The 14,144-nt window shown below is 62.1% G+C and carries 14 protein-coding genes; 5 read left to right on the top strand and 9 right to left on the bottom strand.

What is annotated here, in order from left to right; genetic code table 11:
* Positions 1–101: 101 nt before the first annotated feature.
* The 3 genes from CZ338_RS03120 (at position 102) to CZ338_RS03110 (ending at position 3,125) form a co-directional block, all read left to right on the top strand.
* Entirely contained in the window at positions 102–452 is a 351-nt protein-coding gene (locus CZ338_RS03120; RefSeq protein ID WP_087116861.1) for a hypothetical protein, read from the top strand.
* 191 nt (positions 453–643) lie between these two features.
* The gene (locus CZ338_RS03115; RefSeq protein WP_087116860.1) at positions 644–1,216 is read left to right on the top strand and encodes a hypothetical protein; all 573 of its coding nucleotides are present in this window, start codon (positions 644–646) and stop codon (positions 1,214–1,216) included.
* A 343-nt stretch (positions 1,217–1,559) separates the two neighbouring features.
* Positions 1,560–3,125 (top strand): HNH endonuclease signature motif containing protein, encoded by a 1,566-nt coding sequence (locus CZ338_RS03110; RefSeq protein WP_087116859.1) that lies wholly within the window; start codon positions 1,560–1,562, stop codon positions 3,123–3,125.
* A gap of 37 nt (positions 3,126–3,162) precedes the next feature.
* Here CZ338_RS03110 and CZ338_RS03105 read toward each other — a convergent pair whose 3' ends face one another.
* From CZ338_RS03105 to CZ338_RS03065, 9 genes are read right to left on the bottom strand one after another with little or no spacing between them, the layout of a single operon-like run.
* Positions 3,163–3,516 carry a hypothetical protein gene (locus CZ338_RS03105; protein WP_087116858.1) on the bottom strand — a complete coding sequence of 118 codons (354 nt, stop codon included), beginning with the start codon at positions 3,514–3,516 and terminating at the stop codon, positions 3,163–3,165.
* 12 nt (positions 3,517–3,528) lie between these two features.
* Complete coding sequence (locus CZ338_RS03100) at positions 3,529–3,906, bottom strand: Rieske (2Fe-2S) protein (protein WP_087116857.1); 378 nt, start codon at positions 3,904–3,906, stop codon at positions 3,529–3,531.
* Entirely contained in the window at positions 3,903–4,745 is an 843-nt protein-coding gene (gene trpA, locus CZ338_RS03095; protein ID WP_087116856.1) for a tryptophan synthase subunit alpha, read from the bottom strand. The genes CZ338_RS03100 and trpA overlap by 4 nt, the downstream gene beginning before the upstream one ends.
* Entirely contained in the window at positions 4,745–6,001 is a 1,257-nt protein-coding gene (trpB, locus tag CZ338_RS03090) for a tryptophan synthase subunit beta (protein WP_087116855.1), read from the bottom strand. The genes trpA and trpB overlap by 1 nt, the downstream gene beginning before the upstream one ends.
* Before the next feature lie 23 nt (positions 6,002–6,024).
* Positions 6,025–7,437, bottom strand: coding sequence for a bifunctional indole-3-glycerol-phosphate synthase TrpC/phosphoribosylanthranilate isomerase TrpF (gene trpCF, locus CZ338_RS03085; RefSeq protein WP_087116854.1), 1,413 nt, complete (start codon positions 7,435–7,437; stop codon positions 6,025–6,027).
* A 49-nt stretch (positions 7,438–7,486) separates the two neighbouring features.
* Positions 7,487–8,515 (bottom strand): anthranilate phosphoribosyltransferase, encoded by a 1,029-nt coding sequence (gene trpD, locus CZ338_RS03080; RefSeq protein WP_087116853.1) that lies wholly within the window; start codon positions 8,513–8,515, stop codon positions 7,487–7,489.
* Positions 8,508–9,164, bottom strand: a complete 657-nt coding sequence (locus CZ338_RS03075; protein WP_087116852.1) for a glutamine amidotransferase-related protein — start codon at positions 9,162–9,164, stop codon at positions 8,508–8,510. Before CZ338_RS03075 ends, trpD begins: the two co-directional genes overlap by 8 nt.
* The gene (locus CZ338_RS03070; RefSeq protein WP_087116851.1) at positions 9,161–10,702 is read right to left on the bottom strand and encodes an anthranilate synthase component 1; all 1,542 of its coding nucleotides are present in this window, start codon (positions 10,700–10,702) and stop codon (positions 9,161–9,163) included. Before CZ338_RS03070 ends, CZ338_RS03075 begins: the two co-directional genes overlap by 4 nt.
* Positions 10,703–10,727: 25 nt before the next feature.
* A complete protein-coding gene (locus tag CZ338_RS03065) occupies positions 10,728–11,168 on the bottom strand; it encodes an SdpI family protein (protein ID WP_087116850.1) in 441 nt (146 codons plus the stop codon).
* 176 nt (positions 11,169–11,344) lie between these two features.
* On the opposite strand from CZ338_RS03065, the gene CZ338_RS03060 reads away from it, so the two are divergent.
* Positions 11,345–12,589 (top strand): dicarboxylate/amino acid:cation symporter, encoded by a 1,245-nt coding sequence (locus tag CZ338_RS03060; protein ID WP_087116849.1) that lies wholly within the window; start codon positions 11,345–11,347, stop codon positions 12,587–12,589.
* Positions 12,590–12,682: 93 nt separating this feature from the next.
* Positions 12,683–14,140, top strand: coding sequence for a DUF5129 domain-containing protein (locus CZ338_RS03055; protein ID WP_235839416.1), 1,458 nt, complete (start codon positions 12,683–12,685; stop codon positions 14,138–14,140).
* Positions 14,141–14,144 lie beyond the last annotated feature (4 nt).

Genomic DNA, 14,144 nt, shown 5'->3' with positions numbered 1-14,144 from the left:
TCTCCAGTCCGATAGGGAAAAGCGGTCCCGCCTGCTTATGTTCAGCTCATGCCAATATCCTTGGCACCCGTTCCGCACTTGCTTCCCAGGAGGAGCCCACCATGAAGCGTCGTTTCGTCGCCGCCGGCCTCGCAGCCGCAACTGCCCTCTCCCTTTCTGTCGCGCCTGCTCAGGCAGCGCCCGCCAAGACATCCTCGGAAGTCTCTGACGGTTTCATGGTCGCTTACGTTGTAGCGTCGGCATTGACAGGTAACGTCACGCCCAGTTACAAGCGAATGGTAGAGACCGACACTGTGCCGTCAGCTCTCGCTAGCTCTGTTCGCAACGATGTGTTCCGTGGTTACCCAGTCGGAAAGACTTTCGACATCATCCTCGGCACCGGCATTGCTGCACTGCTTCTTGCCGGACTTGGCGGCTTCGCCGTTCAGCAGGGTCTGGTCAAGCTGCCGTAGCCCTGAACCTGCGTAGTTTCCGCGCCCCAGCCACATCCGCACCGGCGGATGAGGTTGGGGTGTTTTGGGTTCGTGGGGGCGTCGATAAGCGTTAGCTGCTGGTTACGTGGGTGAACTTTCTATGAACGCGCTGCTTGATTGGTGCTGAAGTCTTATGCTTGCGGTGCTGGAAACCCTCTCCCTAAGGAGCAATGATGAAGCGCCGTATTGTCGCTGCTGCCCTGTCCGTATCCCTCATCGCGGGTGCTGCGCCCGCACACGCTGGTGTCGAGCGCCCCGTTGAAGACCAGGCAAGCTCCATCAAGCCGATTCTCGAGCTGAGCTCCCCGGCCCACAGCTCGGAACACTCGAGCTTCGCTGATGACGAAGAATTGAGGGAGGCTTGGGGGAAAGCTACGCGCATGGGCTTCTTCTCTCCGTTGATTGAAAGCATTTACAAGCTGGAGATCCCAGAGGAGTACGAGACCCCAGACATCGACGTGGATGAGAATGAGGGACCGGTAGAGAAAGCTAACTGGGAGAAATACCAGTCTAAGGAGTCCCTCAACAAGGTGTTGGGTAGCTCTTTGCAATGGGATGCCGCGCGTAGGCACCAGCTGGGTACGGCTCTGAACTGGTGGATCACTGCTGGTGTCCTGGCGGGCCTGCTCGGCGGTGTATTCGCTGCTAACCAGGCGGGTCTGATCCAGGTCCCGTCGACTGCTGACTTGGATCGTATGCACGCTGACGCTCGTCGCCAGCTCGAGGCGCTTCTGCCCCACTAATCTCGAGGGTTGTCTCCGGAGCAGCGGGGAAGTTTGAGGGTTCAAATTTCGTATTGCTCCCCGCTGGGTGCACTGTGTCATCAGTGATCGCCTGGTGGGGAGTTTCCACGTCTAAGTGGAACGGGTGTTCCGCCGCTGGAGGCCACAGTGCGCGAGCATTGAATCGGCACTGTGTCTCAGCCCGTGTTCGAAAAAGCTAAGTTATCCACAGGATTGACCCGTGGTTTCTTCAATAGAATCGAACAGAGGGGCGAAATACTGTTCGCTGATCAGGTGCTTGGTTACATGCATGTGAAAGAGTGTTCTATACAACCGATGGAAACACTCACTGAAAGCCACAGACATGACTGCAGCGAGACAACCCGAAAACAACGAAATCGATACAGACCCGCCCACCTCTGACTCAACCCAAAGCAACGCCGACCCGTCGAAAAAACAAGCTTTTTTCGCAACCGAGAACCCTGATGACCCCGACTGCCGTGCGGGCATGGCCATCCGGGAATCCCAAACACGGATCTTTGGGCGCTACGCCGACACGGATTACGGCCATTCCTCTAAGGACCATGACCGCGAAGTCGCCCATGTGAGCATGCAGACTGGCATGAGCAAATCACGTGTGGATAATGCGATCACCGCCTACATGGTCTTGGCGAATTTGCCGAAGCTGCGTGCTCTCCAGTTCCAATACCACCGTCTCGACATTGAACGCGTCGCCGCAGTGAGCGACGGGTTGGCAGACCTGGGCAACAACGTCACCGAGGAGGTCTATGCGAAATTCGATGACATGCTCACCGGCCTTTTCACCCCACACAAGATGGGCCAGCAACTGCCGACCCTAACCGCGATCACTAGACGCATCAATGTCATGATCGGCGACTTCGATTCCACCGCTGGATACGACTTGAAGAAGCGGAAGGAACGGGAGGAGAAATCTAAGCCATTTGCTCCGGGAGATGGCGAGGTCTCCTTTGACATTCCTCGATCCGGTTCCGGGGAGCCAGGCAACGCCTACATGAACGTTGCCGGGGACAAGGTCAAGATCGCTGCGATGCGCGCAGCGATCAACGCTACGGCCCGCGCCCAGGGTGTGTCACAGTGGGAAGCACTCGACATGCTCATTTCCGGTGACGCAGAGCCCGCCACCGCCACGATTTTCGGTTACGCGCCAATGAAAAACGGCGTCCCAGACCCGACGAAGTCTGTGTTCATGCCGGGATTTGGGTGGACCACAGCAGCCGGCACAGAAACGTTCCACGATCTCGCAGACCGCGTCATCGACCTTGAGGAAGCCAAGGAACACACGGTCAGCGGCTACGTCGCTCCCGACAAGGTCAAAGCCTACGTGCGTGGACGGGACGGAACGTGCATTTTCCCAGGGTGCACTCGCTCGGCGTGGAGCTGCCAGCTCGATCACCGCATCCCCTACGACGACGGGGGGCAAACCAACGCCGCGAACCTCTACTGCCTCTGCGCACACCATCACAATTTCAAAACCGATCGCCGCGGGTTCTACGTCCCCGATCCGGTCACCGGGGAAATCATCTGGCTTTTCGACGACGGCACCTACGCCCGCACCGAACCCGAAGGATTCATTGGCACCCAGGTGACGCCGACTGCGCCACGTTGGCGCAGCTCAACCGAGGACATCGAGCGACTCAAGCGCAAAAAAGCGCACTTTTTTGCGAAGGGCCACACGCTTATCGACGCCTACGAGGCCCACCTCCCCCGCCCCACCAACGAAAAAACCGAGGCGGGCCAAGACTCTGATTCCGCCCCTATGACCTACGAGGAGTGCTTGGAAGCTATTGCGGAACTTGAGAAAGAATTCGGTATGGAGTTCCCATTCCGACCAGAACCGCTGAAGGAGGTGGAGGAAGAGCCACTGGTCGCGGACGCGCCGCCGTTCTAGATGTTCCAGCTATAGATCGGCCACTGCTGACGTGCCATCACTCGGACGGACGCGTGTGGCTCGGCTGATCCGGAAGGTCAGGAAGATCCGGAAAGAGCGCCTGCGCCTCTGCCCACAGACCCCGGAAGTCATGGTGCTCGAGCATGCGGTGCTCAATGTCTTCGTACTGGTCAAGCTGGCTGGGGTGCGGGACGATGTCGAGAGGCGTGTTAGCGCTTCCGTGCGTCCGCCCGTCCATGTAGGCACCGACGATGGAGTTGTCGGGGGTGAGCTCAATCATGCGGACCATGCGGCAGGCGGTGCGGGTGTCGTCGACCTCGAGGAGTTCAGCGACATTCACGAGACCGCTGCCGTCGGGCGCGGTGAAGATAGTCTTCACATAGAGGGTCATCTGCGCGCGCCTTTACTGCTCACCTGCGACGACGGTCCCGGAGTTCTCGCTCACGGGCACGGTGGTCATGCCGGTGGTCGCGGGGCCGGACACGGGCGCACCGGTCGCGATGTCGAAGACGGAGCCGTGGGAAGGGCACTTCACGGTGCTGCCATCGACCTGGGTGATCGGGCTGCCCTGGTGCGGGCAGGTGGTGGAGTACGCGACGAACTGGCCCTCGGTGGGCTGGGCGATGATGATCTTGTCCACGATCACGGCACTGCCGACCGGCACCTGGGTAGCGGCTACTTCGGCGGACGGTGCCTCGCCGCAGGCGGCGAGGAATGCGCCGGCGAAGGTAGTAGCGGTGCCGAGGAGGAACGTGCGGCGGGAGCAGGACGGCTGGTTCATGGCTTTATCGTAGCCTGCTTCATGGTGCCCACGTACTCGCGAAGCTCCTTCTTCAGGGCGGCTATGTCGCGGACGGACCCGGGATTGGGGTGGGTGTATTCCACGTGGGCATCGATAATCTTCGCGATGGCGGAGCCGGTGATCGCGCCGGCGGCACCAGCGGCGATAGCGTCCGTAACGTGTTGCGGGGTGGAAATGCCGAATCCGAGGAGCACGGGGGCGCCGTTGTAGGAGGAGATGTTGGAGACGACATCCGCAAGCCCCTTCGTCTGCGATTCACGCTCGGCACCGGTGACACCATCGCGGGAGACGGCGTAGATGTAGCCGCGGGAGTTCGCCGCTACGCCCTCGAGCACCTCGGGGCGGGCCTGCGCGGGGGCGATGAAAACAGGATCGATTCCGGCTGCGGTCGCTGCCTCAATGAACGGAGCGCCCTCGCGGACGGGGACATCGGGGATGAGCACTGCGTCGGCACCCGCGTCATGCAGGTCGGAGTAGAACGTGTCCAAGCCGCGCACGTACGGGACATTCGCGTAGACGAGCATGCCGATCGGCACATCCGGGTGGCGGCGCCGGATCTTGCGGATCTGGTCGAGGCACTTATCGACGTTCGCGCCCGCGTCCAACGCCCTCAAGTGCGATTTCTGGATGGTCGGGCCGTCTGCTGCGGGGTCCGAGAAGGGGATGCCGAGCTCGAGGGCGTCGGCGCCGGCGTCGATAAGCGTGCTGATGATGTCGACGGCTTCTTCCGCGGAAGGGTCGCCGAGCATGACGAAGGGGACAAATGCGCCTTCGTTCTTGGCGCTGAGTGCTTCAAATAGCGCGGTGAAACGGGACATTATTTCTCCTCCGGGGTGTTGAGAACGTATTCCGGGTGCTCCTCGAGCGTTGCGCGGACGTGCGCGACGTCCTTGTCGCCGCGGCCGGACAGCGAAACGAGAATGGTGACCTGCTCCCCCGCCTGCTTCGCCTCGTCGGCGCGCTGCAGGGCGTATGCGAGCGCGTGGGAAGATTCGAGCGCGGGAATGATGCCCTCGCTGCGGGACAGCTGCTGGAACGCGCGCAGAGCGTCACCGTCGGTGACCGGAACGTACTTCGCGCGGCCGGTCTTGGCCAAATGCGCGTGCTGCGGGCCGACTGCCGGGTAGTCGAGGCCAGCGGAAATGGAGTAGGACTCCTCGATCTGCCCGTCCGGGTTGCGCATCAGGTACGACTTCGTGCCATGCAAAATGCCCACGGTGCCAGCGGCGATGGCGGCGCCGTGCTTGCCGGAATCCATGCCCTCGCCGCCGGGCTCAGTACCGACGAGCTCAACCGATTCGTCGTCGATGAAGTCCGCGAACATGCCGATCGCGTTGGAGCCGCCGCCCACGCAGGCGACCACGACATCCGGCAATGCACCCGTTCGCTCGAGCATCTGCGCCTTGGCCTCTTCAGAGATCACCTTGTGGAACTCGCGCACGATCGTCGGGAACGGGTGCGGCCCTGCGGCGGTGCCGAGCAGGTAGTGGGACTCGTGGAACGTCGCGGTCCAGTCGCGCAGTGCCTCATTGACAGCGTCCTTCAGCGTGCCCGATCCCGAGTCCACTCCGATGACCTCTGCGCCCATGAGGCGCATTCGGTAGACGTTCGGGGCCTGGCGCTCCATGTCCTTCGCGCCCATGTAGATCACGCAGTCAAGGCCCATGAGCGCACATGCCAAAGCAGTCGCGGTGCCGTGCTGGCCAGCTCCGGTCTCTGCAATGATGCGGGTCTTGCCCATCTTCTTCGCCAGCAAAGCCTGGCCGATCACCTGGTTGGTCTTGTGGGCACCGCCGTGAACGAGGTCCTCGCGTTTGAGGAAGATCCGGGCGTAGTCGTTGCCCTTGGTCAGGTTCTTGGCCTCGGTGAGCGGCGTGGGGCGGCCGAGGTAGTCGCGGAGCAGTCCGCGGTACTCGTTCATGAACTGCTCGTCATTCCAGGCTTCGACAAATGCCTGCTCGAGTTGGTCGAGTGCCGGAAGCAGCGACTCGGCGACGAACTGTCCGCCGAATTCGCCGAAATAAGCGGGCAGGATGGTTGTTCCGCCGCTGCGCGCTTGCGTGGAGTCAGTCATGAGTTAGTCCTTGTTTCAAATTCTTAGTAATGGAAGTTTCGGATCCGATCGAAGACATTGCGCAGAGCGCCGGCATCCTTGGCACCCGCCCACGTCCCTGCTGTGTCCGGGTACTCGACGCCCGAGTTCAGGTCCACGCCCAGGCACCCGACGGCGAGGGCTTCTTGGACATTGTCCGGACCCAGTCCCCCAGCGAGGAGAGCATGGCCACGCACGTCCGCGGGAATCGTGGACCAGTCGAATCCAGTGCCGGAACCGCCGTCTTTCGCGTCGAGCACGAGCTTATCGACGTCCCCGATCAGCCCCTTCGCCACCGCCGGCCCATCGGGCTCTGTCATGGAGACGGCTCGCCAGACTTCGACGTTGGGATCGATTCCGTGGACCTCGGAGCGAACGGACGCAATGAGTTCGCGTTCGGCGTCAAGCGAGCCCTGGAACGACGCGTGGATTTGTACGGCGTGAATCCCCGGGAAGACGATTTCGTCCCACCCGTCCGTGCGACGGCTGACTGCTACGTAGTGGAGTCCTGGCTCGTTCCCGATGATGTTTTTCGATGTTTCACGTGAAACATTGCGTGGGCTCGCCTCCTCGAAAATGAGGCCGCCATAGACTGCGCCGACGGCTCTGGCTACTTGCGCCGCGGAGGGCGAGGTGATGCCACAGACTTTGTTCGGCCCGTAGACCAGCATACGTGCAGCCCAATCGATGTCCGGGGTGCCGGTGAGGTGGGATCCGACCAGGAAACCGTCGGAGTGCCCTCCGAGGCGACGGACGGTCTCGACATCTCGAATACCGGACTCGGATACGACGAGCGCTCCCTCTGGCGCGAGCGGTGCCAGCCGGGAGGAGCGCTCAAGATCGATAGAGAGATCGTGCAGATTCCGGTGGTTGATGCCAAAGATCTTCGCGCCGAGCCTCGTCGCCCGGGCGGCCTCTTCTTCGTCGATGACCTCGGTGAGAACATCCATACCGAGGCGGTCGGCTTCGGCGGACAAAGCGGCGTACTCTTCGTCGTCGAGAACGCTAAGCATGAGCAGGATGGCGTCGGCTCCGAAATAGCGCGCCGCGTGAATCTGAACCGGGTCGATGATGAAGTCCTTGCACAGAACAGGCAAGTGCGTCGTCGCGGCAACGGTAGCGAGGTGGTCGTAGTCTCCCCCGAAGCGCTCCGGTTCGCACAGAACCGAAATGCCCGCGGCGTACCGGGAATAGATCGAGGCGATCTCCCCCGGCTCGTAGTGCTCGCGGATCATCCCCAGGGACGGAGACGAAGACTTGCACTCCATAATAAGGCGCGTGCCGGGTCGAGCGAGAGAGTCATAGAGCGAGCGTTCGGAGCGCGGCAGCAGAGATGGGTCCACGTGGGAGATCCGGGCTTTAATTTCGTCAATGTGACGCTTTCGCGACGTGACTATACCTTCAAGTACAGTCGGCATCCCGCTAGAGGCGCCTTTGTCGGATTCATGCTGGTCAGAGGCCTGATTGTTAGCCACTGTAGTCCGCCCCTTCGTGGGTGGAGAGCCATTGGGCAACGGTGCCGTCGGCAAGCAAGCTCTGGGCGCGTTCGACGCCGGACTTGATGTCCTCGTCCATTCCGTAGAGGTAGAAGATCGCACCTGCGGTAGCGGCGACGGCATCGCGGTGAGCGTCGGGAGCCTCGCCACTGAAGATCGCGCGAATGGCGGCAGCATTTGCTTGGCCGTCTCCACCTTCGAGCTCCTCTAGGGAGTACGTGGGCAAGCCCATGTCGTCCGGGGACAACGTGTAATGCTCGAGGTTGCCCTCGCGGTCGAGCTCCCACACCAGGGTTTCGCCGTGCACAGCCAGCTCGTCGGTGCCGGAACCGTGGACGATCATCGCGCGGCCGCGACCGAGCTCACGCATCGTCTCGGCGATGGTCTGGCCCAGTGCAGGGTTAGCGATGCCCATGATCTGGTACTCCGGGCGCCCGGGAGAAAGCAGCGGGCCCAGGGTGTTGAACAAGGTGGGGATACCCAAGGACTTACGCACCGGTTGGACGTGAGCGATCGCCGGGTTGTATGCGGGGGCGAAGAGGAAGGTGAAATTGGAGGCCTCGAACTGGCGGACTGCGCGGTCCGGGTCGAGGTCGAGCGGGATATTCAATGCCTCGAGCACATCAGCGGAACCGGACTTGGAGGAAACTGAACGGTTGCCGCACTTGATCATCTTCACTCCCCCAGCGGCGGCGACGAGCGACGCGGCGGTGGTGATGTTGATGGTGTTCTTGCCGTCGCCACCCGTGCCGGCGGTGTCCATCAGGCCCTCGCCGGTGATGGGGAACGGTCGCCCCGCCGCGAGAAAAGCCTTCGCGGCGCCCGCGATGTCTGCGAATGTCTCGCCACGAGTGCGAACAGTAGCGAGCAAAGCTGCGATGTGGACATCGTCGTAATCACCCACTGTTAGGGGCACAAAGGCTTCCGTGGCCTCTTCGAGAGACGGCTCCTTGTTGTCCAAGAAGACGCGAAGAGTATCTAGTGAGGTTTGGCTAGCCATTGATGGCCCCTTTCGTTGGATGACTCAACAATTGGTCGACGCAGCGCTGTAAAAGCACTGGTCCTTTGGGTGTGAGGATTGACTCAGGATGGAATTGGAGCCCGATAGACATCCCGTCTGAAGACTCGGCAGCCATCACAACGTCACCCGATTCGGCTTCAACGCGAGCAAGCGGCACCAGGCCGTGGGGAACATCAACTGTTCCGAGGGAGTGGTAACGGGCCACCGGAATGAGTCGTCCCGGGGCATCGCCGTGTTCGGGACCGCTGTCTGTTGTGAGGCCGCGGAAGAGCGGGTGCCCAATGCCTTCCTCGGTGAGGTACATGGACTCGCTGATACCGTGAACGGGACCGCACGGGGTGACGCGGCCACCGAAGTGCTCGATGAGGGCTTGGTAGCCGAGGCAAATGCCCAAGATGGGGATCTGCCCTTGCACGCGGTCGATCAGCTCCATCATGCAACCTGCATCCGCCGGGTACCCGGGGCCCGGGGAGAGAATCACTACGTCGGGCTCAGCCGCGAGCACCTTATCGACGGTGACCGTGTTGCGGAAGACCGTGAACTCCACATCCGGCAATGTCGATAGCGCATCGACGAGGTTGTAGACGAACGAATCCTGGTTATCCAGAAGAACAATGCGCGCGGTCACCGGATCACCTCCACTTCCTGGCCGTTAGCCATTGCGATGGCGCCCAGCACAGCATAAGCCTTGTGCAGGGTCTCGTCGGCCTCAGCCTGCGGCACGGAGTCCCGCACAACGCCGGCGCCTGCCTGCACAGTTGCGACACCTCCGCGGACGTAGGCCGAGCGGATGACAATGCATGTGTCGAAGTCGCCGTTGCCTCGCAGGTACCCCACTGCCCCGCCATAAGAGCCGCGGCGGACACCCTCCAGTTCCCGGAGCAGCTCAGTCGCACGTAGTTTTGGAGCACCAGTCAGAGTGCCCATGTTCATGGATGCGCGGTAGGCATCGAGAGCATCGAGATCCGCGGCGAGCGTCGCAGTCACGCGGGAGACGAGGTGCATGACGCGGGAGTACCGGTCGACTTGGAGCAGTTCGCGGACCTGGCGTGTGCCGGGCTCAGCAACACGGGCGAGGTCGTTGCGAGCGAGATCCACGAGCATCGTGTGCTCCGCTATCTCTTTCGCGTCGGTGCGCAGCTCGAGTTCCATGCGGGTATCCAGCTCGTGAGTCTCGCCGCGCGGGCGTGTGCCGGCGATCGGATACAGTTGCACCTCGCGGGTTTCAGCCGTGAACTTCAAGTTGGACTCTGGTGAAGCACCGAAGAGCTCGTACGGTTCCCCGTTCCGGTCTAGGCCACGGACATAGAACATGTACGGCGACGGATTCGTTTCGCGCAGGCGCTGGTACGCGGCGAACGCATCCGGGCACTGCGCAGTGAACGCTCGCGCCGGCACGACCTGGTAGATATCGCCGTTATAGATATTGTCTTTCAGCTTCTCCACATCGCGGCGGAAGTCTGCGTCGTCGACGCTGGCCTCCACACGCAGCGGCTCCTCGGCGCGGGAAGAGCGTGGGGCGGGGGGCTCGGCGGCGTCGATAAGCGCGGCGATTTCGCGCATTCGCTTATCGACGTCCCCTTGCCCCCCGTCGACCCCCGTCAGCCGCGCAGTGGTGGCGCGGTGATCGATGGTGAGCACGATGTCCGCGAGGATGAACTGGTAGTCGGGATACGTGTTCGTGCTGTCGGCGACTGCGGGGAGGTTCTCGAATGTGGCGAGATAGTCGAACGCGAAGCCGCCGACGAGCATCGGCAACGTGGAGTGCTCCGTGTCGTTGTAACCGGCGTCGATCGTGAGCGCGCGGAGGACATCGGCGGAGCTCGGTGCGGTGAGACGCTCGCGCTCATCCGCCGCGTCGGACACCGGGAAGCTGAAGGTGCGCTCCCCCGTGGCGAACTTGCTGAGCTGCGAATGGAGACGGTCTGCGATCGCCTCGCCGTCGGCGCTGAGCGGCTCGACAGTCACATCCGGGCCATTGCAGGTGACGCGGAGCGAGGCGCCCAGAACCGCGACGGACTGCAGACCGGATTTCGTGGTGATGTCGGCGCTTTCCAGCAGCACCGCATCCGTCATGTCTGTGCCGCCGATGGTGGCGAACAGGTTCGACGCGTCTTCGTGGTAACGCACATCCAGGTGCGTGACCTGCGGGCGGAACTCGCTCACGGCTGGCCTCCTTTCTGCAATGAGACTACCTGTCGTCCGCGCGGCGGGCGGCGTTGCGCAGCGCACCGAGGTCGACCTGTGGTGCGGGCTGAGCCACTGCTGCCGCGGCGTCAGTGTCGTTGTCTTTTGCCTGGGCGAATAGCTTCGCCGCATGTGCACCCTGGTTGCCGGCTGCGGCGACGGAAGCGATAGCGACAAGCGCGAGAATCACAGGGCCAGCCCAGAGCCACCCTTCGGCGATGAAAGAAAAAGCCGCGCCGAACGCGAGCGCGAGACCGCCGAGGATCAAGTACGGACCCGCCACCTTGTGGGCCTGCACCCAGATCTCCTCGTCCTTGCGAACCTCCGGGACGTGCAGACCGACGACGTTATTGCCGGGCAGACGACCCAGGGCAGCGAGCAGCCCCGGAATCAACAGCGCAAGTGCGAAGACAATGAAAACAACACCGATAATGACACCAGCCATAAACCAGCAGTCTACTTTCCGTGTGATCGGCCGCACGAGTTTGGGGGTCCAGCGGAAACGCCGGTTTTTCTCTGGGGGTATGCGTGCGGAAGAATAGTAATTAATAAGGTGCCGTGCCACCTTATTCATTTCCCCGTACCCCGCCTGAGTCAGGCGTACCGAGCAAAGGGTAAAACATGAACACCAAGTCGATCACGAGGTCGCTGCTGTTCTGGATTGTCGTGGCCATCGTGCTCGGCATCTGCTGCAGCTTCTTCTTCCCTGAGTGGCTCGCCCGCATTTTCATCACATTCAACGGGCTGTTCTCTAACTTCCTGGGCTTCTTCGTGCCCGTCCTCATCTTTGCGCTGATCACTCCCGCCATCGCCGGTCTCGGCCGTGGCGCGGGTAAGTGGCTGGGCATTACCGCCGGTCTGGCTTACGGCTCGACCATCATCTCCGGTCTCATTGCGTGGGGCCTGTCTGCGGCGCTGTACCCGTGGCTGCTGGGAGACCAGACCCTGATCACCGATGTCGACGATGTCGACGCCGGTGCTCTCTCCCCGTTCTTCGAAGTGGAGATTCCTGCGCCGTTCGAGGTCATGACCGCTCTGGTCCTGGCGTTCTGCATCGGCTTGGCCATGACTGCCGTGAAGTCCGACACCTTGTACAAGGTGGCCACAGAGCTTGAGAGCGCGATCATGAAAGTGGTCACGTCCTTTGTCATTCCGCTGCTGCCGCTGTACATCTTCGGCATCTTCCTGAACCTGGGCATGAATGAGAACCTCGGCTCGACCATGGCGGCCTTCGGTAAGGTCCTGGTCCTCGCGGTCGTTATGACCATCGTTCTGCTGATCTGCCAGTACCTCATCGCTGGCCTCGTTGCGGGCGTCAATCCGTTCACTGCGCTGCGCAACATGCTCCCGGCCTACTTCACCGCGCTGGGCACGTCTTCCTCCGCCGCGACCATTCCGGTCACGTTGCGTTCCACGCTGAACAACAAGGTGGACGAGAATGTCGCCGGCTTCGCGATCCCGCTCTGCGCAACGATCCACCTCTCCGGCTCCATGATGAAGATCGCCCTCTATGCATTCGCCGTGATCTACATGGGTGGCCTGGATGCGCCGTGGGGTCTGTCGCTCGGGTTCATCCTCCTGCTGGGCATCATGATGATCGCGGCACCGGGTGTCCCGGGTGGCGCCATCATGGCAGCGACCGGTCTGCTTGCGTCCATGCTCGGCTTTAACGAGGAAATGGTCGCGCTGATGATCGCCGCCTACATCGTCATTGACTCCTTCGGCACCGCGGCCAACGTGACGGGTGACGGCGCGATCGCGCTCGTGCTCAACCGCTTCGCCGCAGGCAAGATCGAGGGCGTGCAGCAAGAGCAGGCGCTTGTCGACGACAGCCCCGCCACCGCCGAGGGCAGCACCCGCGTGTAGTACCCCGGCAAGGCTTCCGAGAACCGATGTTTCACGTGAAACATCGGTTTTTTCGTGCGCGTCTCGGTTCTGTTGCGCGCCTATGATGGGGCCATGGCTATGGGATCGACCACGAAGGCTGTATTGGGAACGATTGGCAGTGCCGTCCTGCTCGGTGGCGCCGGGGCAGGACTCGCGTACGGGCTGACGACCCCGCCGACTGAAGATCAGTACTCCGTCGCGGTGGCACTGCAGGCCCCGAACGTAGTGATCGACGATCCCGATGATGTCCTGACCCCCGAGGACGAGGACCGCATGATGCGCGACGTGGAGCGCCTTGACCACCCGGACGTGGTGAGGGAACTCCACTACATGGTCTTCGCGAAAAACCACGAGAATGTCTTCGACTCCGTCGAGGAGTACATGCGCGATAACCACCCAGAGTGGATCGGCAATGCGGACAACGAGGATAACCGCTTCGGTGATGGCCTGGCCATCATCGGTGTCGGGCTCGACCCGCGCCAGGCCTTCGCCTATTACGGTGACGATGTCGCCCGTCAACTCAAAGTGGACCACGGCCAGCGCGATGCCCAGGTTCTGGACGCGATGAAGCCCGGCGTGCGCGACGGCAATATTCCGGCGGGCCTCTTCAATGGGGCTAAAACCGCTTTAGACAGACAGGCGGCTCAGGACTACGGCTACAATCGCGCCAAGGATGACCGCGACGGCGCAGCGATTGGTGCCGGTGTCGGCGGCGCTGGGCTCGGTGCCGCGGGCGCGGCCACCGGGTTCGCGGTAACGAACAGGCGGCGCCGGAAGATCGAGCAGGCGCGCGAGGATTACCGGTCAATCACCACGGAGTACGCGGCGTTAGCCGGGCGCCTCGATGAGATCGACATCCGCGCGAACTCCGTGTCCTCCTCCTTCGCCGACGCCGAGCTACGCAAGCAGTGGCAGGAAGTCCGCGACACGTTCTTCGGCTACCATGACGTTGTCAGCGGCGCCGGTGGGATCGGGGACATCCGCATCGACGACGACAAGGAAGCACTGCGCAACCGAAAGAAGCTTCGCACAGCAGCCACCTCCGTCGAGCACGTGTCTAACGCCGAGGACAACATCAACCGCCTCTTCGAGATCGAGCAGGGTGATGCAGGAGCACGACGCGCGGCTCTGACGGAGATTCGCGAGGACGTGATCGAGGCCAAGCACAAGGTGAAGAACAAGGAGCTCAAGCGCGATCTCGAAATCCTGGAACAGCGGATCAACCAGCTCGACGCCAACCCGGGCTCCGCCGCATTCGTCGACGATTTCGTCCGCGTGCTCGGCGACTACCGCCTATTGCTCGAAGAGGTGAAGCGCCGCGAGTTCTCCGACGTGAAGGAATACGAGCCACTGCGTCAGCCGGCCATCTACGACAGCAGCTACACCTACGGCTACGTCCCCTTCGTGGTCATGAACGACTGGCACACAAGCAACGTGCAGACTCACGAGCAGCACACCTCAAGCGGCGGGACGAACGCAGCTGTCGCCTCCTCCGGATTCTCCGCCGCGGGCAGCTCGTCCTCGTTCTAGGTTC

Source organism: Corynebacterium urinipleomorphum (assembly GCF_900155535.1).
GTDB lineage: Bacteria > Actinomycetota > Actinomycetes > Mycobacteriales > Mycobacteriaceae > Corynebacterium > Corynebacterium urinipleomorphum.
Note: the sequence above shows the minus strand (reverse complement) of the source record. Positions and strands in the feature narration are given on the sequence as shown.